Annotated in this window: 26 protein-coding genes; 10 read left to right on the top strand and 16 right to left on the bottom strand. The window is 58.6% G+C overall.

The genetic code is table 11. From position 1 onward, the window contains the following. Window positions 1–175 precede the first annotated feature (175 nt). From AC6I7A_RS16535 to uxaC, 3 genes are read right to left on the bottom strand one after another with little or no spacing between them, the layout of a single operon-like run. Window positions 176–1,666 (bottom strand): UxaA family hydrolase, encoded by a 1,491-nt coding sequence (locus tag AC6I7A_RS16535; protein WP_058956449.1) that lies wholly within the window; start codon window positions 1,664–1,666, stop codon window positions 176–178. Next, a complete protein-coding gene (locus AC6I7A_RS16540; RefSeq protein WP_058956531.1) occupies window positions 1,650–3,119 on the bottom strand; it encodes a tagaturonate reductase in 1,470 nt (489 codons plus the stop codon). The genes AC6I7A_RS16535 and AC6I7A_RS16540 overlap by 17 nt, the downstream gene beginning before the upstream one ends. Before the next feature lie 2 nt (window positions 3,120–3,121). After that, the gene (gene uxaC / locus AC6I7A_RS16545; protein WP_058956450.1) at window positions 3,122–4,537 is read right to left on the bottom strand and encodes a glucuronate isomerase; all 1,416 of its coding nucleotides are present in this window, start codon (window positions 4,535–4,537) and stop codon (window positions 3,122–3,124) included. A 399-nt stretch (window positions 4,538–4,936) separates the two neighbouring features. On the opposite strand from uxaC, the gene AC6I7A_RS16550 reads away from it, so the two are divergent. From AC6I7A_RS16550 to AC6I7A_RS16595, 10 genes are all read left to right on the top strand, one after another. Beyond that, a complete protein-coding gene (locus tag AC6I7A_RS16550) occupies window positions 4,937–6,241 on the top strand; it encodes an MFS transporter (protein WP_058956451.1) in 1,305 nt (434 codons plus the stop codon). An 87-nt stretch (window positions 6,242–6,328) separates the two neighbouring features. Further along, window positions 6,329–7,105 carry a transcriptional regulator ExuR gene (exuR, locus tag AC6I7A_RS16555; protein ID WP_009087356.1) on the top strand — a complete coding sequence of 259 codons (777 nt, stop codon included), beginning with the start codon at window positions 6,329–6,331 and terminating at the stop codon, window positions 7,103–7,105. Between the two features lie 321 nt (window positions 7,106–7,426). Further along, the gene (locus AC6I7A_RS16560) at window positions 7,427–8,101 is read left to right on the top strand and encodes a DedA family protein (protein WP_009087358.1); all 675 of its coding nucleotides are present in this window, start codon (window positions 7,427–7,429) and stop codon (window positions 8,099–8,101) included. Beyond that, window positions 8,101–8,448, top strand: a complete 348-nt coding sequence (mzrA, locus tag AC6I7A_RS16565; RefSeq protein WP_009087359.1) for an EnvZ/OmpR regulon moderator MzrA — start codon at window positions 8,101–8,103, stop codon at window positions 8,446–8,448. The genes AC6I7A_RS16560 and mzrA overlap by 1 nt, the downstream gene beginning before the upstream one ends. A 191-nt stretch (window positions 8,449–8,639) precedes the next feature. After that, the gene (locus tag AC6I7A_RS16570; protein WP_009087362.1) at window positions 8,640–9,014 is read left to right on the top strand and encodes a DUF1090 domain-containing protein; all 375 of its coding nucleotides are present in this window, start codon (window positions 8,640–8,642) and stop codon (window positions 9,012–9,014) included. A 35-nt stretch (window positions 9,015–9,049) separates the two neighbouring features. Then, complete coding sequence (locus tag AC6I7A_RS16575) at window positions 9,050–9,355, top strand: ElaB/YgaM/YqjD family protein (RefSeq protein ID WP_009087364.1); 306 nt, start codon at window positions 9,050–9,052, stop codon at window positions 9,353–9,355. A gap of 2 nt (window positions 9,356–9,357) precedes the next feature. Continuing rightward, on the top strand, window positions 9,358–9,753 hold the full coding sequence (locus tag AC6I7A_RS16580; RefSeq protein ID WP_082668164.1) for a phage holin family protein: 396 nt from the start codon (window positions 9,358–9,360) through the stop codon (window positions 9,751–9,753). Further along, window positions 9,753–10,037: a YqjK-like family protein gene (locus AC6I7A_RS16585; RefSeq protein WP_009087368.1), complete on the top strand. Its 285-nt coding sequence runs from the start codon at window positions 9,753–9,755 to the stop codon at window positions 10,035–10,037. The genes AC6I7A_RS16580 and AC6I7A_RS16585 overlap by 1 nt, the downstream gene beginning before the upstream one ends. Before the next feature lie 202 nt (window positions 10,038–10,239). Continuing rightward, a complete protein-coding gene (locus AC6I7A_RS16590) occupies window positions 10,240–10,650 on the top strand; it encodes a DoxX family protein (RefSeq protein WP_009087370.1) in 411 nt (136 codons plus the stop codon). 76 nt (window positions 10,651–10,726) lie between these two features. After that, window positions 10,727–11,701, top strand: coding sequence for a glutathione S-transferase family protein (locus AC6I7A_RS16595; RefSeq protein WP_058956453.1), 975 nt, complete (start codon window positions 10,727–10,729; stop codon window positions 11,699–11,701). 61 nt (window positions 11,702–11,762) lie between these two features. Here the strand turns inward: AC6I7A_RS16595 and fliR are convergent, their stop codons facing one another. From fliR to fliF, 13 genes are all read right to left on the bottom strand, one after another. Then, window positions 11,763–12,539 (bottom strand): flagellar biosynthetic protein FliR, encoded by a 777-nt coding sequence (gene fliR / locus AC6I7A_RS16600; RefSeq protein ID WP_058956454.1) that lies wholly within the window; start codon window positions 12,537–12,539, stop codon window positions 11,763–11,765. Between the two features lie 3 nt (window positions 12,540–12,542). Further along, complete coding sequence (gene fliQ, locus AC6I7A_RS16605) at window positions 12,543–12,812, bottom strand: flagellar biosynthesis protein FliQ (protein ID WP_058956455.1); 270 nt, start codon at window positions 12,810–12,812, stop codon at window positions 12,543–12,545. A 13-nt stretch (window positions 12,813–12,825) separates the two neighbouring features. Beyond that, the gene (fliP, locus tag AC6I7A_RS16610) at window positions 12,826–13,566 is read right to left on the bottom strand and encodes a flagellar type III secretion system pore protein FliP (protein WP_153009171.1); all 741 of its coding nucleotides are present in this window, start codon (window positions 13,564–13,566) and stop codon (window positions 12,826–12,828) included. Between the two features lie 8 nt (window positions 13,567–13,574). Beyond that, the gene (gene fliO / locus AC6I7A_RS16615; RefSeq protein WP_058956457.1) at window positions 13,575–13,982 is read right to left on the bottom strand and encodes a flagellar biosynthetic protein FliO; all 408 of its coding nucleotides are present in this window, start codon (window positions 13,980–13,982) and stop codon (window positions 13,575–13,577) included. After that, complete coding sequence (gene fliN, locus AC6I7A_RS16620) at window positions 13,982–14,386, bottom strand: flagellar motor switch protein FliN (protein WP_058956458.1); 405 nt, start codon at window positions 14,384–14,386, stop codon at window positions 13,982–13,984. The genes fliO and fliN overlap by 1 nt, the downstream gene beginning before the upstream one ends. Continuing rightward, window positions 14,383–15,387: a flagellar motor switch protein FliM gene (fliM, locus tag AC6I7A_RS16625; protein WP_058956459.1), complete on the bottom strand. Its 1,005-nt coding sequence runs from the start codon at window positions 15,385–15,387 to the stop codon at window positions 14,383–14,385. Before fliM ends, fliN begins: the two co-directional genes overlap by 4 nt. 5 nt (window positions 15,388–15,392) lie before the next feature. Continuing rightward, window positions 15,393–15,902, bottom strand: coding sequence for a flagellar basal body-associated protein FliL (gene fliL / locus AC6I7A_RS16630; protein WP_058956460.1), 510 nt, complete (start codon window positions 15,900–15,902; stop codon window positions 15,393–15,395). A 148-nt stretch (window positions 15,903–16,050) separates the two neighbouring features. Next, window positions 16,051–17,340, bottom strand: coding sequence for a flagellar hook-length control protein FliK (locus AC6I7A_RS16635; protein ID WP_058956461.1), 1,290 nt, complete (start codon window positions 17,338–17,340; stop codon window positions 16,051–16,053). Beyond that, entirely contained in the window at window positions 17,337–17,786 is a 450-nt protein-coding gene (gene fliJ, locus AC6I7A_RS16640) for a flagellar export protein FliJ (RefSeq protein ID WP_064484490.1), read from the bottom strand. Before fliJ ends, AC6I7A_RS16635 begins: the two co-directional genes overlap by 4 nt. A gap of 4 nt (window positions 17,787–17,790) precedes the next feature. Then, entirely contained in the window at window positions 17,791–19,167 is a 1,377-nt protein-coding gene (gene fliI / locus AC6I7A_RS16645) for a flagellar protein export ATPase FliI (protein WP_058956463.1), read from the bottom strand. Then, window positions 19,164–19,877: a flagellar assembly protein FliH gene (locus AC6I7A_RS16650; RefSeq protein WP_058956464.1), complete on the bottom strand. Its 714-nt coding sequence runs from the start codon at window positions 19,875–19,877 to the stop codon at window positions 19,164–19,166. Before AC6I7A_RS16650 ends, fliI begins: the two co-directional genes overlap by 4 nt. After that, window positions 19,870–20,856 carry a flagellar motor switch protein FliG gene (fliG, locus tag AC6I7A_RS16655; protein WP_058956532.1) on the bottom strand — a complete coding sequence of 329 codons (987 nt, stop codon included), beginning with the start codon at window positions 20,854–20,856 and terminating at the stop codon, window positions 19,870–19,872. Before fliG ends, AC6I7A_RS16650 begins: the two co-directional genes overlap by 8 nt. Next, the gene (fliF, locus tag AC6I7A_RS16660; protein ID WP_058956465.1) at window positions 20,853–22,505 is read right to left on the bottom strand and encodes a flagellar basal-body MS-ring/collar protein FliF; all 1,653 of its coding nucleotides are present in this window, start codon (window positions 22,503–22,505) and stop codon (window positions 20,853–20,855) included. Before fliF ends, fliG begins: the two co-directional genes overlap by 4 nt. Window positions 22,506–22,721: the final 216 nt, after the last annotated feature.

A 22,721-nucleotide genomic window follows, 5' to 3' on the forward strand; every position in this document is an offset into this window, starting at 1 on the left:
GTTCAAAGAGTGGGTGGCAGAGTCCGAAGAGCAAAGCGTCCCGCGCCAGGGAAGGCGCGGGCCGAGCGAGCAGGGATGCTTTAAGCGACTTTGCGATCGGACTCTGCCACCCGCGAAGTGCACCGAATCAACAGACGGTAATGACGACCTCTGGATCGTCATTTTTGCCCGCAAATTATAACGTCACCCCGCTTTTGAAAATCGCCAGCTCACGGAAGTCGTTCTTTTCGTTGTTGGTGGGCTGACCGCTGGCAATCGCCACGATGGTATCGACAAAATCTTCCAGCATCGCCTCCATGCTCATCCCCTCAATCAGCCGTCCGGCATTAAAGTCTATCCAGTGCGGTTTTTTCTCCGCCAGCGGCGTATTCGTCGCCAGCTTCACCGTAGGCACAAAACCCCCATAGGGCGTGCCGCGTCCGGTACTGAACAGCACCATGTGGCATCCGGCACCCGCCAGGGCGCTGGTGGCGACCGCATCGTTACCCGGTGCACTCAGCAGATTCAGCCCCGGTGTGGTTAACCGCTCGCCATATTTCAGGACATCGACCACCTGGCTCTGCCCCGCTTTCTGGGTGCACCCCAGCGACTTCTCCTCCAGCGTAGTAATGCCACCCGCCTTGTTGCCCGGCGAGGGGTTCTCGTAGATCGGCTGCTGGTGATCGATAAAGTACTGCTTGAAGTCGTTGATCATCGCCACTGTTTTATGGAAGGTCTCCTCGTCGCGACAGCGGCTCATCAGAATCCGCTCCGCGCCAAACATCTCCGGCACCTCGGTCAGCACGGTGGTGCCGCCGTTGGCGATCATCTGGTCGGAGAAACGTCCCAGCAGCGGGTTGGCCGTGATGCCGGAGAAGCCGTCCGAGCCGCCACACTCCAGCCCGAACTTCAGCTCGCTGAGCCTGCCCGGTTCACGCCGATCGTGACGCATCTTCTGATAGAGCGCATGCAGACGTTCCAGTCCGGCTTCCACCTCATCGTCATGCTGCTGACACACCATAAATTCCACCCGGTCACTTTCAAAAGCACCGAGGGTGTCACGGAAGACATCGACCTGATTGTTCTCACACCCCAGACCAATCACCAGCACCGCGCCCGCGTTGGGATGCCGCACCATGTTTTGCAGCATGGTGCGGGTGTTGTCGTGATCCTGCCCCAGCTGCGAGCAGCCAAAGGTGTGGCTGAACAGGAACGCGCCATCGATATCTTCCGCCTGCTGCGTCTCCTGCAGGAAACGCTGCAGGATCTGACGCGCAATGCCGTTGACGCAGCCGACGGTGGGCAGGATCCACAGCTCGTTGCGGATGCCGACCTCGCCACTGGCGCGCCGGTAGATCTGCACCTCCCGATCGCCATGCTGCGGCGGCAGCGTCACGACGTCGGGCTGATATGCATAGTGGTCCAGATCGCTGAGATTGGTGCGGGCATTCTGTGAATGGATCAGCTCTCCGGCCGCCACCGGCTGCGTGGCATGGCCAATCGGCAGGCCATATTTGATTACCAACTCATTCTGCCCGACAGGCTGCAGGGCAAATTTATGCCCGCGCCCGACGGCCTGGTGCAGCACCACACGCTGTGGTGGCAGCTCAACCGTCGCGCCCGCGGCTAAGTCACGTAACGCCACGGCAACATTGTCGCGGGGATCGATTTTAATTGCGTCTTGCATCGCGTGCCCTCAGTTGACTCAGCGCCTCACGAACGCCGTGGACGGTAATGTTTTGCAGGTGCCGGGTAACCGTCTCAGCCAGCCCGGGCTGACGGGTTAAATCTTCGCCCCAGTGCTGCGCATCGCTGAGCACGTTCTCCACCAGCTGCTGCAGCGACATCGCCCCGCTCTCCTGCGCCTGCCAGGCATCGGCATAGCGCTGTAACCAGTGGGGATCATCCTGCAGCGGCCACGCTTTTCCGGCCAGCTCGCCGCGATAAAAGGCGATTAGCGCCGCCAGCGCAAAGGTAATGTGCACCGGCCACTGCCCTGTTTGCTGATGTGCGGTAAGCAGCGGCGTCAGCAGACGGGTGCGGAATTTGGTCATGCTGTTCAGGGCAATCGACAGCAGCGCATGGCGAATAAAGGGATTACGGAAACGGCGCAGGACCGCATCGGCAAAGGCATGGAGCTCCGCAGCAGGCAGATCCAGCGTTGGGATGACATCCTCGCGCAGTAACGACGCCACAAACCCGGCGATAGCCGGATCGGCCATCGCCTCGCCCACGCTCTCCAGACCGGCCAGAAACGCCACCGGCACCATCGCGGTATGGGCACCATTCAGGATCGCCACCTTCTGCGCTTTATAGGGCGCGATGTTGTCCACATGCCGCACCTGCGGCGACAGCGCCTCCAGCTTCAGTTCACTGAACAGCGCCGACGGCCCCTGAATCACAAACTGGTAGTAGACTTCGCCCGCCACCAGAAAGCGATCTTCATAGCCCAGCTCGCTTTGCAGCTGCTCACTCTCCGCCGGGAACCCGGTGACGATGCGGTCGACGAGGGTGTTATAGAAAGCGCAGTGCTGATGCACCCAGCTTCTAAATTCGGTCGGCAGATGCCAGTGATCGGCGTAGCGCAGCACCTGCTCACGCAGCGTGTCGCCGTTGTGGTCAATCAGCTCGCACGGCACCACCAGCCAGCCGCGGTCGCTGGCCCCACTGAAGTGGGAGTAGCGCGCCCATAGCAGCTGCGTCAGTTTACCCGGGAAGCTGCTGGCGGGCTGGTCGGTGAGCTGGTCCGCCTCCGCAAAGGCGATACCCGCCTCGGTGGTGTTCGAGAAAACCATGCGCAGGTCAGGATTTTGCGCCAGCGCCATAAAGTCGCCGAACTGCTGATAAGGGTGGATCTCACGGTTCAGACTGCGGATGAGACGGGTTTCGCTGACCGGCTCACCCTGCGCGTTCAGCCCGCGAATCAGCGTGGTGTAGAGTCCCTCCTGCTGATTCAGCGTATCGCTGACGTCCCGGTTACGAGGCCGCACCACCACGATCCCGGCATCGGTGCCCTGATGCTCGTTCAGCCAGTCGATCTGCCAGTCGATAAAGGCGCGCAGGAAATTGCCTTCGCCAAACTGGATCACCCGGTCGCGATAGCGCGCGCCCGGAAAGTCGCGGCGGTTCAGCCTCTGCATCATCAGGCTCCCAGCTCAATGCCGAAGTAATCGCGGGCGTTGTTAAAGCAGATGTTCTGCACCATCTGCCCTAACAAGGCTTCATCGCCCGGCGCCTCACCCTGCTCTACCCAGCGACCGATCATCTGACACAGCAGGCGGCGGAAATATTCGTGGCGGGTGTAGGAGAGAAAGCTGCGGCTGTCGGTCAGCATCCCGACAAAGCGACTCAGCAGTCCGATCTGCGACAGCTGGGTCAGCTGGCGCTGCATGCCATCCAGCTGGTCGTTGAACCACCAGGCGGAGCCGAACTGCATTTTGCCCGCCTCTCCTTCACCCTGGAAGTTGCCCGCCATCGTAGCCAGCACTTCGTTGTCGCGCGGGTTCAGGCAGTAAAGAATGGTTTTCGGCAGCGCGTTATTGAGGTTCTGAGCGCCCAGCAGGCGTGCCAGCGGTTCGGCCAGCGGCTGATCGTTGATCGAGTCAAAGCCGACGTCCGGCCCCAGCAGCTGATACTGACGCGGGTTCGTGTTGCGCAGCGCGCCAATGTGATACTGCTGCACCCAGCCGCGACGGGCATATTCGCTGCCCAGCCAGACCAGCACTGCGGTTTTGAACTGGGCCGTCTCGTGTGGCGTGGGCGTGGTGCCGCTGCGGCGGCGCGCCAGAATGTTATCCAGCGTGACGTCATCGGCGTCGGCATAACAGACTACATCCAGTGCGTGATCGGACACCTTACAGCCGTGCGCCGCAAAGTGATCCAGCCGCTGATACAGCGCCCGGCGCAGGTCATCAAAACGCTGCACGCTGATGTCGGTCAGCTGCTCCAGCGCTCCGATCCACGGCAGGAAGGTTTCGGCTTCAATGTTAAAGGCTTTATCCGGCCGCCAGCTCGGCAGCACCTTCACGCTGAAGCTGGCATCTTCTGCCAGAGCGCGATGATGGCGCAGGTCATCCAGCGGATCGTCCGTGGTGCCGACCATTTTCACCTTCATCTGCTGCATGATGCCGCGCGCGGTAAAAGCGTCCTGCGCCAGCAGCTCGTTGCAGCGATGCCAGATGCTGTCAGCGGTTTTTTCAGACAGCAGGGTATCGGTGATGCCGAAAGGACGACGTAGCTCCAGGTGCGTCCAGTGATAGAGCGGATTGCCGATGGTGTGCGGTACGGTCCTTGCCCACGCATCAAACTTCTCGCGGTCGCTGGCGTTACCGGTACAGAACGCCTCAGCCACACCGTTGGCGCGCATCGCCCGCCACTTGTAGTGATCGCCCTTCAGCCAGATGTCATAAAGGTTGGCGAAGCGATAATTTTCGGCAATCTGCTGCGGCGGTAAGTGGCAGTGATAGTCGAAAATCGGCTGATCCTTCGCATAGTCGTGGTAGAGACGACGGGCGAATTCACTATCCAGTAAAAAATCCTCGGTCATAAAACGCGACATAGAGACATCCTCATCAGCTGAACCACGTATGGCTCAAAGTTATCATACCAATTCTGGTCCGTGACGGAATTATTTGCGATCCTGCTCACATAAACCGCGGCCACTCACCGCCGTCATGGACATTTCTGTCGCCCACAGCGCGCTAAATGGCTGTCATCTGTCAGGTTTCCAGTATCCCACAGCGCAGAAAGGGTTTTTGTGATGGCTCTCAACTTTTAAAGTTGTATAACAAGTTAGGCTCTGGCCCCATCGTGAGGTCGCAGGCGACCCACACATGGCAGGGTAAAAACGGGGTTGCTGACACAGAACCTGCGGGCGTGAGCCGAGCTGTATCACGTGCTGTCCCGCTCCAGATAACAACAGCGGCATGACCGCATACAGAACTGGAAGAGGTAGAGGATGCGTAAGATCAAAGGGTTACGCTGGTACATGATTGGGCTGGTGACGCTCGGCACGGTACTGGGCTATCTGACCCGCAACACGATTGCGGTGGCGGCACCGACACTACAGACCGAGCTGCATATCACCACGCAACAGTACTCCTATATCGTGGCGGCCTATTCGGCCTGCTACACACTGATGCAGCCGGTAGCAGGCTATGTGCTCGATCTGCTCGGCACCAAAATTGGCTATGCGGTGTTTGCCGTGCTGTGGGCGATCTTCTGCGCGGCCACGGCGATGGCGGGCAGCTGGGGCGGCTTTGCTCTGGCGCGCGGCGCCGTCGGGGCGGCTGAGGCCGCGATGATCCCGGCGGGCCTGAAGGCGAGCAGCGAATGGTTTCCGGCCAAAGAGCGTTCGGTGGCGGTCGGCTACTTCAACGTCGGCTCCTCCATCGGCGCGATGCTGGCTCCGCCGCTGGTGGTCTGGGCCATCATGGCGCACAGCTGGCAGATGGCCTTTATCATCACCGGCGTGCTGAGCATGATCTGGGCGCTGTGCTGGCTGCTGTTTTATAAACACCCGAAACAGCAGAAGAAACTGAGTGAGGAGGAGCGCCATTACATTATCTCCGGTCAGGAGGCGCAGCATCAGACCGGCAACACCCGCAAAATGTCGGCGCTGGAGATTATCCGCAACCGCCAGTTCTGGGGGATTGCTCTGCCACGTTTTCTGGCCGAACCGGCGTGGGGCACCTTTAACGCCTGGATCCCGCTGTTTATGTTCAAGGTTTACGGTTTTAACCTCAAAGAGATTGCGATGTTCGCCTGGATGCCGATGCTGTTTGCGGATTTCGGCTGCATTCTGGGTGGCTACCTGCCGCCGCTGTTCCAGCGCTGGTTTGGCGTCAACCTGATCGTCTCCCGCAAGCTGGTGGTGACGATGGGCGCGGTCCTGATGATTGCGCCTGGCACCATCGGCCTGTTCACCAGCCCCTATGTCGCCATCGCGCTGCTCTGTGTGGGCGGGTTTGCTCATCAGGCGCTTTCCGGTGCGCTGATCACCCTCTCCTCTGACGTTTTTGGCCGCAATGAGGTTGCCACGGCCAATGGCCTGACCGGCATGGCAGCCTGGACCGCCAGTACGATGTTTGCGCTGGTGGTCGGCGCACTGGCTGATACGCTGGGCTTCAGCCCGCTGTTTGCCGCGCTGGCGGTGTTCGACCTGCTGGGTGCGGTGGTGATCTGGACCGTACTGAAAAACAAACCGGTTGCCGAACTGACCGCTGAGGCCGCCCTGCCGCCTGCGAATGCCGTTCGCAGCTAACCCACCGGGCTGGCATACGCCAGCCCATTTCCTCCCGCCGCCTGAAGTGGTATAACAACTTATCTGTTTTGCTATCAGGACTGTGCCATGGACCTCACCGAATCCCGTCGACTCTACCAGAAGCTGGCCAGCGAGCTGAAAAGCCGTATTGAAACCGGGATCTACCCGGTCGGTGACAAGCTGCCCGCTGAACGTCTGATTGCCGAAGAGATGGAAGTGAGCCGCACCGTGGTGCGCGAAGCGATCATCATGCTGGAAGTGGAAGGCTATGTGGAGGTCCGTAAAGGGTCGGGCATCCACGTCATTGCCAGCCAGCAGCAGAATCGCATCGCGCCGACCAGCAGCCAGCTGGAGTTCGCGACGTTCGGTCCGTTTGAACTGCTGCAGGCACGTCAGCTGATTGAGAGTAACGTGGCGGAGTTTGCCGCCACGCAGGTGACGCGACAGGACATCATCGACCTGATGGCGATTCAGGAGAATGCCCGTAAGGAAGATCACTTCCGCGATTCAGAGTGGGATATGCAGTTTCATGTCCGCATCGCCCAGTCCACGCAGAACAGCGCGTTAGCCGCCATCGTTGAAAAAATGTGGCTGCATCGTCAGCACAATCCCTACTGGCTGAAACTTCACGAACATATCGACCAGCGCAGCATTCTCAGCTGGTGCGACGACCACGATCAGATCCTCAAGGCCCTGATGCGTAAAGATCCCGCCGCCAGCAAACTGGCGATGTGGCAACATCTGGAAAATACTAAACAGATGCTGTTTAACGCGACGGCGGATGATTTTGAATTTAATGTCGACCGATACATGTTCGGTGAGAATCCGGTCATCCTCCCTGACGGCTCCAGCCACGCCCGCTAAACAGCCTGAACGCGCCGGTGAGGGTCAGTTAATCTGCAATAGTGTCAGGTCATGTAAAGCTCCTTTTTACACGCCGTTTCACAAGGTAAAACTCCTGTTCATCAGCGAGTTTTCCTGTCTCAGACAGGTGATTTTTGTTACAGTTATCGCCCTTTTATTACCCTTTGAGACAGGGGGTTATAAAATCGCTGATTTAACAATCAATTCTGGAAGGATCCGGAAAATCCCGCCCAGGCTGCGCTCCTAAAATTTATAACGACATGCCGGTCTGCGTTTAAGTCCCTGTGGGACATGTTTAACAATGATGTTCAGGAATGATTGATGGATATTCTGCAAGCGTTGCTGCATGCCCTGTGGCAACAGGATTACGAGACCCTTTCCGACCCCACGCTGGTATGGGCCATTTACGGCGTGCTGTTCATGATTCTGTTTCTGGAAAATGGCCTGCTTCCTGCCGCGTTTCTGCCGGGTGACAGTCTGCTGATTCTGGTCGGCGTGCTGATTGCCAAAGGCACCATGAGTTTCCCCTTAACGATTCTGGTTTTAACCACCGGGGCCAGTCTGGGCTGCTGGGTGAGCTATATCCAGGGTCGCTGGCTCGGCAATACCCCCACGGTACAGAAATGGCTCTCCCATCTGCCCGCCCAGTATCACCTGCGCGCGCACAGCCTGTTTCACCGCCACGGCCTCTCTGCCCTACTGATTGGCCGCTTTATCGCCTTTGTGCGCACCCTGCTGCCTACCATCGCCGGCCTGTCCGGTCTGAGCAACGCCCGCTTTCAGTTTTTCAACTGGGTCAGCGCGCTGCTCTGGGTGGTGATTCTGACCGTTATCGGCTTTGCACTGGGTAAAACACCGATTTTCCGGCGCTATGAAGATGAGATGATGTTCTTCCTGATGATGCTGCCGCTGGCGCTGCTGGTCTTCGGGCTGGTAGGTTCGCTGGTCGTTTTATGGCGTAAACGTCAGGCGAATCAGAACGGGAAAGCCGAGTGATGAAAGCGTTGCAGGCGATTCCAAAACGGTGGATGCCGTGGTTGATGGCGGGCGCGCTGGCGCTGATCGCGCTTTGCGTGGTTCCCGCCCTGATGCAGCACGAGACGGTGGTGCAGATCCGGGTTTCCCATGCGGGTGCGACTCTGCCCGATGGCTTTTATCTCTATCAGCAGCTCAGCGCGCAGGGTATCCGTATCAAAAGCATTACCCCAGCGGGCGATGCACTGATTATTCACTTTGACAGCGAAGAACAGAGTCTGGCGGCACAAAAGGTGTTACGCCGCCTGCTGCCACAGGGCTTTATCGTGGCGCAGCACGATCACGCTCAGCACCTTTCCCTGGCCTGATACGCCCCATCCCTGCTTTTCAGGCCGTCGCGGCATCGCGTGGCGGCCTGACAGACTCTCTATCTCCCGGTCTTCTTTGAACTTTTTACGTTGCGTGTCTATGCTTAACGGAGAGTCGATTCTCAGCATCCGCGATTTGCCTATGATCCCGCTGCTGAACAATCAGGTCGCAAAGGAAGGTACCCAAACGGATGAAATATCACCTATTACTGGGCGTCGCCCTCTTTTCGCTGTCTGGCTCACTGCTGGCCGCCGAATCGCTGTGCGAGCAGAAAGAGCAGGACATTAAGCACGAAATTGAGATGGCGCAGAAGCATAACAATCTGCGCCGGGTCAACGGCCTTGAGCGGGCGCTGACCGAAGTCCAGGCGGACTGCAGCGACAAAAAGCTGGAAGCCGCCCATCTGGAAAGAATTAACGCGCAGAAGCAGAAAGTGGCTGAGCGCGAGCACGAACTCAGGGAAGAGCGTGATGAGGGCCACGACAGGGAGAAGATTGCGAAGCGACAACAAAAACTGGATGAAGCGCGCCGGGAGCTGAAAAAGTTACAGGCGGAGCCCTATTAATCGGAATTAATCTACTGATGTTAAAGGAGTATTTTATGTCTAAAGACACATCATCGGAACATCTGCGTGCTGAACTGAAAAATCTGGCTGATACCCTGGAAGAGGTGCTTAGCAGCAGCACTGAAAAATCGAAAGGGGAGCTGGATAAGCTTCGTAATAAAGCGCGTGTGGCGCTGGACAGCTCACGTGAGCGCCTGGGTGAATCAGGCGAACGCCTTGCGGCGACAACCCGCGAAGCGGCGCAGAAGGCGGAAGGCTACGTGCGTGAAAATCCCTGGCATGGTGTGGGTATCGGTGCAGCGATTGGCGTCGCACTGGGCATGCTCATTTCGCGTCGCTGATTATGGCTGATTCACAGCAGAACCACGGCCCGGCTAAAGGGGTCATTAACATCGGCCAGCGTATTGTCACCACGCTGGTTGGCATGGTCGAGACGCGCGTTCGTCTGGCAGTGGTGGAACTGGAGCATGAGAAAGCCAACCTGATACAGCTGCTGTTGATGGTGGGCCTGACTATGCTGTTCACGGCGTTTGGTCTGATGAGCCTGATGGTGCTGATTATCTGGGCAGTGGATGCGCAGTATCGCCTGATGGCCATCGGGATCACCACCGGAACCCTGTTCCTGCTGGCGGTTGTCTTCGGACTCTGGACCCTTCACAAATCCCGTCAGTCCACGCTGTTACGCCACACGCGTAAAGAGCTGGAGACTGACCGTAATTTGCTTGAGGAGCAGCGCTGATGAGCCGCCGCGAGCGTGAAGAACGCATCCATGAACTGCTTAAGCATGTGCAGCAGCAGCGGCTGGATTTAAGCGCGGCGCGGCGCGACTGGCTGGAAAGTACCGCCCAGTACGATCGTGGCTGGTTCACGTTCCTGAGCTTACGTCGCTATCTGGCGATTGGCAGCAGCGCGCTGGCCGTCTACTCGATTCGCAGTCCCAACCGGCTGCTGCGCTGGGCCAAGCGAGGATTTGGTGCCTGGAGTACCTGGCGCATGATTAAGTCCGCCCTGCCTCCGCGTTAACTCTCTGAAAAGCCGGTCCTGAAAAGACCGGCTTTCTTCATCAGTTTTTCTGAAAAACACTGACAGTTTTTCCTGCTTACAACCTTTTCACGCCGCGATTATCATCTCCAGCTATCAACCCAATGAAAAGCATCACTGCTTTCAGCGGGCACAAACCCTGCGGGCAGCCTGCCCTGCACTACTGATAACGCTGGAGTAAATGATGAAAAAATTCGAAGATACTGGTCTGTTACTGGCTCGCATCCTGATGCCAATCCTGTTCATTACCGCGGGCTGGGGCAAAATCACCGGTTATGCAGGCACCCAGCAATATATGGAAGCGATGGGCGTGCCCGGCTTTATGCTGCCGCTGGTTATCCTGCTGGAGTTTGGCGGCGGTCTGGCTATCCTGTTTGGTTTCCTGACCCGTTTCACCGCGCTGTTCACTGCCGGCTTCACCATCCTGACCGCGTTCCTGTTTCACAGTAACTTTGCCGAAGGCGTGAACCAGCTGATGTTCATGAAGAACCTCTCTATCGCCGGGGGTTTCCTGGTGCTGGGTCTGGTGGGTCCGGGCGCATACAGCATTGATCGCCTGATCAGCAAAAGAAAACCGCAGGCGATTGCGCACTAATCTCACATAACGTGTAATGCCACATATACTTAGCAGGGCGGGGACATTTCCCCGCCCTGTTTGCTTTGGAGCCATTATGGGACAGCTAATTGATGGTGTCTGGCATGACACCTGGTACGACACCAAATCGACCGGCGGACGCTTTAAGCGCTCAGAGTCCGCCTTCCGCAACTGGGTGACCGCCGATGGCAGCGCAGGCCCGACAGGCAAAGCGGGGTTTACCGCCGAACGCGACCGCTATCATCTCTATGTCTCGCTGGCCTGCCCCTGGGCGCACCGCACGCTGCTGATGCGTCAGCTGAAGGGGCTGGATAACCTGATCGACGTCTCGGTGGTGCATCCACTGATGCTGGAGAATGGCTGGACGTTTGACGATACGTTTCCGGAGGCAACCGGCGACAAACTCTATCAGAATGACTTCCTCTATCAGCTCTATCTGCACGCCGATCCGCACTACAGCGGTCGCGTCACGGTGCCGGTGCTGTGGGACAAGCAGCAGAACACCATCGTCAGCAACGAGTCTGCCGATATCATTCGCATGTTCAACAGTGCGTTTGATGCGGTGGGTGCGCGCGCCGGGGATTACTACCCGGTTGCCCTGCGTGAGAAGATTGATGAGCTGAACGGCTGGATCTACGACACGGTGAACAACGGCGTCTACAAAGCGGGGTTTGCGACCTCACAGAGCGCCTATGACGAGGCCGTCACCGCCCTGTTCCACTCGCTGTCGCGCCTGGAGCAGATTCTGGGCCAGCATCGCTATCTGACCGGCGATCAGCTGACCGAAGCGGATCTGCGGTTGTGGACCACGCTGGTGCGTTTTGATCCGGTTTATGTCACGCATTTCAAATGCGATCGTCACCGGATTGGTGACTTCCGGAATCTCAGCGGTTTCCTGCGCGACATCTATCAGATGCCGGGCATCGCGGAGACGGTCAGTCTGCCGCATATTCGTCATCACTACTACTGCAGCCATAAAACCATCAACCCGCACGGCGTTATCTCTCTCGGCCCGGAGTTTGACTGGGATGAGCCGCACGGTCGCGATTAAGCGGCATCAGCCCCACGCCCTGGCGCGGGGCTGAGTCTCACCCCGGCGGCGTCCCGCGCCCTCAGCGAAACCCCACCAGAATGTTGTTCACCGCACTGAAAATCTCATTCATCTGATCCTGAAACAGGGTCGGAAGGTTATACATCATCAGCAGCAGCGCCCCCAATCCCAGGGTGATGGAGATGGGGAAGCCAATAACAAAGATAGAGAGTTGCGGTGTCAGGCGGTTAAGTAAGCCCAGCGTCAGGTTCAGCGCCAGCAGCAACGTCACCACCGGCATCCCAATCTGCAATCCACTGCTGAAGATCAGGCCCGCAGCCTCGGGTAACCGATAAAAACTGCTGCGGGTCAGCGTCGCCCCGCTGATCGGCAGCAGCGTATAGCTGTCGGCCAGCATCTTAATCAGATAGAGGTGACCGTTACCGGCGAGGAACAGCAGCACCGCCAGAACGTTCAGAATGCGTGCCAGCACCGGCATACTCTGATTGCCGGAGGGATCAAAAAAGGCCGCAAACGACAGCCCCATCTGCATACCCACCACCTCACCGGCAAACCGCAGCGCAGCAAAAATAAACTGTACCGTCAGGCCGATTGCCGAACCAATCAGCAGCTCTCTGATCGCTACCCACAATCCGGTCACGGACATCAGCACCACGCGGTTTTCGGGCAGAGTCGGTGCCAGCAGAAAGGCGATCAGCACCGCCAGCCCCACCCTGACTTTTTTCGGCGCCGCTTTTTCGCTGAAAACCGGTGCCGTACTGAACAGGGCCAGGGTACGGATCAGCGGCCAGAAGGCATGGCTGATCAGCATGTTCAGGTCTGGCAGCAGATTCTGCATCGTCTAGCGGATGACGAAAGCGACATGGGTGAAGACCGACTGCATATAATTCATCAGCGTCTCCAGCATCCAGGGACCAGCGAGGATACTCACCACGACCACGGTCAGCACCTTGGGAATAAAAGAGAGGGTGGATTCGTTAATCTGCGTCGACGCCTGCAGGATACTGATAATCAGCCCGGTAAACATCGCACCCAGCAGCAGCGGCGCGGCGATCAGCAGGGCGACCCTGATTGACTGATATCCCAGCGTCATCACGCTTTCAGGTGTCATCTTCTCACCTCCTTTAGCTGTAGAAGCTCTGAGCCAGCGAACCGAGGATCAGCTGCCAGCCATCCACCAGCACAAACAGCATCAGCTTGAAAGGCAGGGACATGGTGGCGGGCGGCACCATCATCATCCCCAGCGCCATCAGCACGCTGGCGACCACCAGGTCGATGATCAGAAAAGGCATAAAGAGGGTGAAACCGATCTGAAAGCCACTTTTCAGCTCGCTGGTCACAAAGGCGGGCAGCAGGATGCGCATCGGCACATCATCGCGACGGCGGTAATCCGGCAGTTTCGCAATCCGGGTAAACAGCGCCAGATCGGTCTGACGGGTCTGGGCGAACATAAAAGTGCGCATCGGCTGTGCACCCTGTTGCAGCGCCTCCTGCACGGTGATCTTCTCCTGGGAAAGCGGCAGCCAGGCGTTGTTATAGACCTGGGTGAACACCGGGGACATCACGAAAAAAGTCAGGAACAGCGCCAGCCCCAGCAGCACCTGATTGGGGGGCGAAGAGGCGGTGCCTAAGGCGTTGCGCAGCAGTCCCAGCACGATAATGATCCGGGTAAAGCCGGTCATCATCAGCAGCACCGCAGGCAGGAGCGTCAGTGACGTGATCAGCACCAGCGTCTGCACCGGCAACGACCAGTTCTCGCCATTCGCCCCGTGCGCCAGCACGATGTCGCTACTCGCGGCCAGGGCGGATGGCGTGCAGATCAGACTCAGCAGCAGGATCAGCAGCAGCCGGGCACAGCCGGTCATCCCCCCTTTCATGGCCTGTTCTCCGCGTTTTTCATCAGCTGCCGCAGCAGAAGCTGCTGAAAGCGTCCGCCGGATGGAGGTGGGATGTTCTCTGCCTCATCGTGGCAGTTATCCAGTTCGGTCAGCAGGGTGATACCGCCGGGCGTCACGCCCAGCAGCAGCCAGCGTCCGGTGACCTCAACGATAACCACCTGTTCATGCTGGCCCAGCGCGTGACTCTGCTTCACGCTGAGCAGGCTTTTACCCCGGCTCAGTGACGCGCCCCACCGGCTCCGGCGGAGCCAGAGGACGGTAACAACGATGGCAATGACGACCAGCAGCAGTGCCATGCTGAGGTGGGTCAGCATCGATCCGGCAGCGGCGGAATGGCCCAGGGTGGCGACCGCCTGAGGCGGGGATGAGAGAGCGGTTCCCATTATCGGCTCAGCCGCTGCATACGTTCTGACGGGGTAATGATATCGGTGATGCGCACCCCGAATTTATCCGAGACCACCACCACTTCACCCTGGGCAATCAGATAGCCATTGATCAGGATATCCAGCGGTTCACCGGCTAAGCCCTCCAGCGGCACCACCGATCCCTGATTCAGGCGCAGCAGCTCCTTGATGGTCATCCGGGTGCGGCCTAATTCCACCGTCATGTTCACCGGAATATCGAGCACCAGATTCAGATCCTCTGACAACGCAGCAACCGGCGCCTCACTGACAGCGGCAGCCGCACTCTGGCTGTTTTCTGCCGCCAGCTGCTCATTCATCGCCGCGCCCCAGAGATCGTCAATGGCCTGCTCATCGGTTTCAACCGGCGGAATAGTCGCACTCATGGTGATGTCTCCTTGTTGAAGGGTAGCCGCGAGGCAGCAAAAATCCTGTCGACTTTGACGGCAAGCTGTTTGTTCAGCAGTCCGTACTCGCCGTTAAAAACGGGATGCCCGTCGGAGAAGACCTGAACACGTTCCGGCTTCTCCAGCGAAATCACATCGCCGACTTTCAGTGTCATAATCCGGGAAACCTGAGTCGGGATATCCGCCAGCCTGGCCACCAGCTCCAGTTCGGTCTCCTGCACCTCAACCGATAGGGTGTTGTGCCACTTCTCATTTTCATACACCGATCTTTCACACGGCGGATTCGTTAATAATTCACGCAGCGGTTCGATCATGCTGAACGGAATACAGATGTTCATCTCCCCCATGTGCGAGCCGATTTCAATCGTGAACGTGGTGGTCACCACAATGTCATTCGGGGAAGAGGTGATATTGGTAAATTTGATCTGGGTCTCTGAGCGGACAAACTGGGTCTGAAGTTTAAAGATTGAGCACCAGGCTTCATCGTAAGCGTCAATCGCCATCGACATAATCCGCCGGATAATGCGCTGCTCGGTCGGGGTAAATTCACGACCGTCCACCCTGGTCGGGAAACGGCCATCGCCCCCAAACAGGTTATCCACCGCCATCGAAACCAGGTGTGGCGAGAAGGCAAACAGCGCCGTGCCGCGCAGCGGATTGAGGTGCACCAGGTTCAGATTTGTGGGCACCGCCAGATTACGGGCAAACTCATGGTAGGGCTGAATACGGATCGGCCCTGCCGTGACATCCGGATTACGACGCATCAGATTGAAAATGTGCATGCGAAACTGGCGCGCAAAACGTTCATTGATGATCTCCAGCGACTGCATGCGATCGCGTATCACACGACGCTGGGTGTTAGGATCGTAAGGCCGGATCGCATCCTGACCGGGAGATCCCGTTACCGCTTTATCGTCGGTTCCCGATCCGCCATTTAACAGACAGTCGATTTCAGCCTGCGATAAGAGATTTTCAGACACGGGGTTCACCGTAAAATAAAGGCATGAAACAGGACATCATCCACCGCAATGGTGTGGTGATTATTCAGCGGCAGACCCGTCACTTTCTTTATCTGATTAATTAATTCGCGCTTCCCCGCTTCCGTCGCCATATCCTCACCGGTCTGCTGGGAGAAAAGTAATAATAACCGGCTGCGAATTTCCGGCAGAAACTGTTCAATCAGCGCTTTTGACGCCTCATCTTTTAGCCGCAGGGTCAATCCGATATATAATACGCGGTCGACATTATCCGTGCCGGGTTTCAGGCTGACCGTAAACGTATCCAGCGGGTAATAAATTGGCGGCCGGGCGGGCTGCGCCTCTGGCTGTGCGGCGACCTCAGCGGCTTTTTCCTGCGGCGCCGCTTTCAGGCCGGACAGCTGAAAATAGAGGTAGCCGGATGCGCCACCCAGCCCCAGAATAATGAGCAGCAAAATAAAAATAATGAAACTGCGTTTCTTTCCGTTACCGGATCGCTTCTCTTTTTGTTCTGACATTATTGTTAATTTATCCTGTGTGTGACGCTATCAGGTTTAAATGTAATTAGCCGCCGGGATGCGCGAGGCATTTTATTCTATTCACCGCCCGGATTAATGTTTTAAAAGCGGAAACAACTGTCGGCACTTCCCGGAATAACGTCATTCCCTAAGCAAAGGTATTAATTCCGTTGCGATAGCTGACGGCGGGAATCACTGCGTCGGCTGGCTCTTCCGCAGACGCGGGGTGATCGCCGGGCTGTGAAGGGATACCCTGCGGCCGGAACGACTGCCCGGCAGAGCCGGAAGGGTTTCCATCCTGTGACGAGCCGGCACCGACACTGCTCTGTCCCAGCGCAATGCCCGATTCGGCCAGGGAAGTGCGCAGATGGGGCACGGCGGCCTCTATCGCGGCACGCACCTGATGACTGGGCGAGACAAAATGCAGCTCTGCCTGTTCATTTTTCAGCTGCAGGCTGATCTGCAGTGACCCCAGCTCTTTCGGATGCAGCCGGAGTTCCGCATGCTGAATGCCGTTACGGGTAAAGCAGGCGACCTGTTGCCCCAGAGCCTGCTGCCAGGCAGGGGTGCCCATCTCCTGAGTCAGCTGACCGGTGGCGGGTGAGGGATCGGCTGGCGATTCGCTGGCGGACGGTGCTCCCCTGAAGGACGTGAGCAGCATGTCGGGCTGCGGCGTGCCCTCCCCTTTCCCCCTGAACGACAGGGCCGGTCTGACCGGCGTCAGGGTGTTGATGGCAGGCAATGTCTCCGCCTTCAGGGCCGCGACGTCCGGCGAGGAGGATAACGGCACGGGTGCCACAGAGGGGTCCGCTGACGAGTTCCCTGTCGGCTGAGCAGGCTGCCGCGCACCCGGTCTGACCGCAGCGGCGGGGGCGGATGCGGATGTAGATGAAGATGGCAGGCTGAATAGCGCGTTCACAGGCGGTTCACCCTCCTCTGTTCCGGCGTCCGCGGCCAGTGGTCTGTCCGGCATTACAGGCGTCAGGGGCGCTGAGGGCAATAACCCGGTCGGCTGCGGGCGGCTATCGGACGTCGGCAGCAGAGCCGGAGTCACCGCGCGCTCCACCGGCAGCGGTGCGGGCAACGCATCACGCGCCTCCGCCGGTGTCAGATCGCCTTGTTTCTCCCCCGCCTCCGCCTCCGGCGAGCGGCTGACCGGACACGGGTTCAGCCACGCCAGCAGTGAAACATCCGTGCCCTCAGCCGGGGGCGCGGCGCTCTCCTCTGCCGGGTCGCCGTCGGGTGATTTCGCCCGCTGAATCACAGGCCTGACCTGCACCTGTGGCAGTCCCCCCGCTGCGGAGGGAGAGGCGGAAGCCACGGCCTCTTTTTTCTCATCCAGCAGCCGGGCAAAGTGCAGCGTCTCATCTGCCACCTGGCCGTTAGCGGTTTGTGTGTCAGCCATCGTGGTCTGACGCTGCAGGGCCATAACCTTCATACGGATCGTTTCCTCACTAACATCTGGCTGGCGAACTCATCCATGCGTTTCTGCTCGTGGCGGTTCTCTTTCACTCTGGCGATATCCTCTGCCCGGCTGATCAGGGTGGTGAAGGCGTTCAGCCGCAGGTGGTCATGCTTCCAGTCACCCACCGCCCGCTCAACCGCGTGTTCACAGGCGGTGACGTGGCTGCTGTACTGCGTCACTACGCGGTCTAACGCCTCAATAAATGTCTGGTAGCTCTGCAGATGGGACACCTGCAGACCGCTCTCCTGAGCCCGGGTGGTGAGCTGATGCTGATACTCCTGCTGATAGCGCTCCAGCTCGCGCAGCCGGGCATGGGCTTGCTCATAAATCTGTCGCGTCTCCCCCAGTTGCCGGGTCGTGTCATCCAGCTTCTCCTGGGCTTTTTCACGCAGCATTTCCATTGGCGCACGGGATGCCATTCGATTACTCGCTTATTGATTCGTCAGAAGGAAACAGGGCGTTCAGTTGTCCGAGCGCGCTGTCATAGTCACTGCATTCATAAATCCCCTGCTGCGTATACCCTTCCATCTGCGGATAGAGCGCAATCGCCTTATCGAGCCGGGGATCGCTGCCCGCCGCGTAGGCCCCCACGCTGATCAGGTCACGATTGTGCTGATAAGCCGAAAGGAGCTGTTTGAAACGCTGGGTGTTGCGGTAGTGCGCAGGCGAGATCAGCTCGGTCATTGCCCGGCTGATCGAGGCTTCGATATCAATCGCCGGATAGTGCCCCGACTCGGCCAGCTGACGCGACAGGACAATGTGCCCGTCGAGAATGGCGCGCGCCGAGTCCGCCACGGGGTCCTGCTGATCGTCGCCCTCGGTCAGGACGGTATAGAAAGCGGTGATAGAACCCCCGTTTTTGATGCCGTTTCCGGCACGCTCCACCAGCGCCGGTAACTTCGCGAACACCGACGGTGGATAGCCTTTGGTGGCGGGCGGCTCGCCGATCGCCAGCGCGATTTCCCGCTGTGCCATGGCGTAGCGGGTCAGTGAGTCCATGATCAGCAGAACATCCTTGCCGCGATCGCGGAAATCCTCAGCGATGCGGGTCGCATAGACGGCTCCCTGCATACGCAACAGCGGCGAGACATCGGCGGGCGCGGCAATGACCACGGCGCGGCGTCGCCCCTCCTCACCGAGAATGTTTTCAATGAAATCTTTCACCTCACGTCCGCGCTCGCCAATCAGCCCGACCACGATCACATCCGCTTTGGTGTAACGCGCCATCATGCCCAGCAGGACACTTTTTCCCACCCCGGAACCGGCGAACAGTCCCATGCGCTGACCGCGTCCGACGGTCAGCAGACCGTTGATCGCCCGGACACCGACATCCAGCACCTGTTTAATCGGATCCCGCAGCAGGGGATTGAAGGGCGCGGTAAACAGGGAACCGGCATGATGGCGGCCCGGCGCGGCAAGCCCGTCGAGCGGACGTGCACTGGCATCCAGTACCCGCCCCAGCAGTTCCGGGCCCAGCGGCAGCTGTTTGCCACCGCCCCCCGTTTCCGGCTGGGCAAACACCCGCGCATCGGGCAGGACCCCCTCGACGTTTTCCAGTGGCATGATGTAGAGCAGATGGGCATTGAACCCCACCACCTCAGCTTCGACAAAATCGCTGCCGCTCTGACGTTTTCGCTCTATCAGGCAGAGGGTGCCGATCGACAATTTCAGGCCCACCACTTCCATGACCAGCCCGGTGGCACGCACCAGCTTGCCATACTGCTGATAAGGGGGCAGCGCCATGATCCGCTGCTCACACTGCACCAGGCTTTCGAGCCAGGTTTTCAGCCGCGTACTCATGCGCCGAAACACTCTTTACTCAGCGTGCACAGCATCTGCCACTGGGTCGACAGCATGGCGTCCAGCTCTCCCTCATCGGCGGTGACACGGCATCCGCCCGGCAGGATGTTTTCATCGGCGCGTAACGTCCAGCGATGTTCCTCCAGAACCGTGCCCAGCTGCTGCTGCACCTGCGGAAAATCGGCGTCGCTGACCCACAGCGTAATGGGGGGAGTGAAGTGGAGATTCTCCTGCAGCAGCTGCTCAATTTTCTGCAACACGACCGCGGTATCAATGACGATCTGCTTACCGAGCAGGGCGCGCACCGCGTTCAGGGAGAGCTGCACCAGCCGGGCCGGAATAATCGTATCGAGGCTGTCGAGGGCCGCCTGAAAGTCATGAAGCAGCTGGGTAAACTGGCTGACCTGCGCCTGCTGCCGGGCAGCCGTCTCCGTCGCCGCCTGCGCTAACCCCGCTTTTTCCCCCTCACTGAATCCCTGCTGATAGCCGCTGCTGTAACCCTGCTCCAGGCCACGCGCTTCGCCCGCGGCAAAGCCCTGCTGCTCAGCCTGCTGACGCAGCCGGTTAAGCTCCGCCTGAAACTGCGCATCGTTATCTGGCTGAGCGGCGGGGAGCGGAGGCAGCACAGGTGCCGTCTCCGTCTCACTGCTCTCCAGCAGGCTTTTCGGCTGCCAGCGCTGCCAGCGCGCTTCCGGTTCGTGATCAGACATAGACATCGTCTCCGCCCCCCAGCACGATCTCGCCGCTTTCCGCTAACCGGCGCGCAATCAGTAGAATGGTTTTCTGCTCGGCTTCGACCTGCGACATCCTGACCGGCCCGCGGGAGTTGAGGTCGTCCATCATGATCGCGGCAAGGCGTTTCGACATATTGCGGAAGAAGGCATCGCGCAGCGGCTGCTCCGCCCCTTTCAGGGCGATCAGCAGGGTTTCGTTTTCGATATCCTGCAGCAGGCGCTGGATGCTGCGATCGTCCAGGTCGATGAGGTTTTCGAACAGGAACATCTCATCAACGATTTTCTGCGCCAGCTCGTGGTCAAACTCGCGCACCGCCTCCATCGCCGCCTCTTCCTGATTGGATTTCATCAGGTTCAGAATTTCAGCCGCCGGGCGCACGCCGCCCATTTTGCTGCGCTTCATATTCTGACCGGTGAGCAGGTTATTCAGCACTTCGGTCAGCTCCTGCAGCGCGGCGGGCTGCACGCCGCCAAAGGTGGCGATACGCAGCATGATGTCGTTACGTGCCCGATCGTCGAATCTGGCCAGCACGTCGGCCGCCTGCCCCCGTTTTAAATGCACCAGAATGGTGGCGATGATCTGCGGGTGCTCTTCGCGGATCACATCAAACACGGCCTGCGGCTCCATAAAGTTGAGCGTTTCCAGTCCGTTGACCTGGGAACTGCTGTCGAGCAGATCCTCCAGCAGGCTGGAGGCCTGCTCCTCGCCCAGTGCCTTGACCAGCACACTCCGCAGATACTCATTGGTATTCACGTTCAGCGCCGCCATGCCCGAGACGTCCCGCTCAAACTCCTTCATGACCCCCGCCAGGTTGTCGTGGGTGACGCCCTGGAGGTTAAACATGGCGCTGCTGAGCAGCGTCACCTCCTGCGGGTTGAGATGTTTAAAGACTTCGGCTGCGCACTCATCACCCAGCGTCAGCATGACCATGGCGCACTTTTCAGCGGCATTCATTGTGGCTTCAGCTCCCTGATCATCCATTTACGGATCACGGCCGCCAGCACGTGCGGCTCCTGCTCAGCGATGCTGCGCAAATGCTGGGTGGTAATCTCCGTGTCCACGCGTTGTTTAACCTTGTTTTTCTCAATCGCCTCTTTTCGGCTCGCTTCTGCATCCAGCTCAGCCTGACGCGCCTGCTTTTCCAGTTCGAGTCGCTGCAGCGCCAGCTGCTGATGCTTCATCCAGAATGGCTGCACCGCTTTGTGCCACAGCAACCAGGCGACCAGAATCAGGATCAGCCAGCGTCCGCCCTGCAGGGCGAGATCGAACATCTGCGGCTGTTTCCAGAGGGGCACCGCCACCTCATCATCCAGATGGGTAAAGGGTGAATTCACGACGCTCAGGCTGTCGCCCCGCTGCGCCGAGAACCCCATCGCCTCTTTCACCAGCTGGTTGATTTGATCCATCTGCGCCTGGCTGAGTGCCGCCGGATGTCCCTCTTTATCGGGCAGATAGTTGACCACTACCGCGGCGGTAAGCCGTGCGATCTCACCGGGATTACGGCGGGTATGGGTCAGCGTGCGGTCCAGCTCATAGTTAACGGTTTCATCGTTGCGGGTGTTGTAGGGCTCGCGGCTGACCGTCGCCGCGCCGTTGTTACCCGCGGCAGGTGTCTCAATAGGCGCGGTCGCAGGCACCGGTGGCTGATTACTCAGCGCGCCGGGCACACCGCCCACCGCCGCTTTGCCGCCCTGCTCGCTGCCGCTGCTCTGCCGGCTGCGGATCGCCTTTTTGTCATCGGCATTGTTAGGCTGGTAGCGTTCGGCCGTCTGCTCATGGGTTGAGAAATCGATTCTGGCCGTGACCTGAGCCCGCACGTTGCTGCTGCCGACGACAGGCGCCAGAATGGCCTGAATACGGTGCTGGTAGTCGTTTTCAACTTTGCTGGTATAGCCAAGCTGCGAGGTCTGAGTGGCCTGCGCCCCACTCTGGGTCAGCAGCTGCCCGTTCTGATCGACAATCGTCACGTTATCGGCCGACAGACCGGAGACCGCGCTGGAAACCAGATGGCTGATGGCGCTGATCTGACCGGCGTCCAGCGACCGTCCTCCCTGCAGGTTAAGCGTGACCGCGGCGGAAGGGGGTTTCTGCTCCTCGACAAACAGGGACGCTTTCGGCAGCGCCAGATGCACCCGCGAACTTCTGACCGGCCCCAGCGTATCGATGGTGCGGGAAAGCTCCCCCTCCAGCGCCCGCTGAAAGTTGAGCTGTTCGCTGAACTGGCTGATACCGAACTTTTCCTGATCCAGTAATTCAAATCCTGTCGTGCCGCCCCGGGGTAACCCCTGCTGCGCCAGCTTCAGGCGCAACCCATAAACCTGATCGTCCGGCACCATAATGGCCCCGCGCCGTTCATCAAAACGGTAGGGCACATTCATCTGGGCGAGTTGAGCCACCACCGCGCCGCCATCCTGATCGCTCAGATTGCTATACAGGGCGCGATAGTCCGGCGTTTTCGCCCAGAAAAAGAGGATAATAACGACTGAGATCGCGGCAGCGGCAATAACAACAAAAATGATTTGCGGATTCGAGCGGAATCGCTCAAACGCGGCCAGCAGGCCGGAAATATCCTTTATGCTGTTGCTTTTCGTGGTGGCATTCATGCCATTTCCCTGTAAAAAATAATGACACACTGTCAGCGCGACATAACGCAATAATGTATTACGCATTCATAACGCACGGGTGCCGTTATAGCAGCTGAAAAAGAAAATTCTGGCCCGCTATTATGTACAAACTCATGAAAACCTTAATCAGTAATAAGCGAAAATTTCTGTCAGCTATTCCTGTTATATTTATTTTCGCTTCCTCGCTATCATAGC

This window comes from Type-F symbiont of Plautia stali (assembly GCF_059731105.1).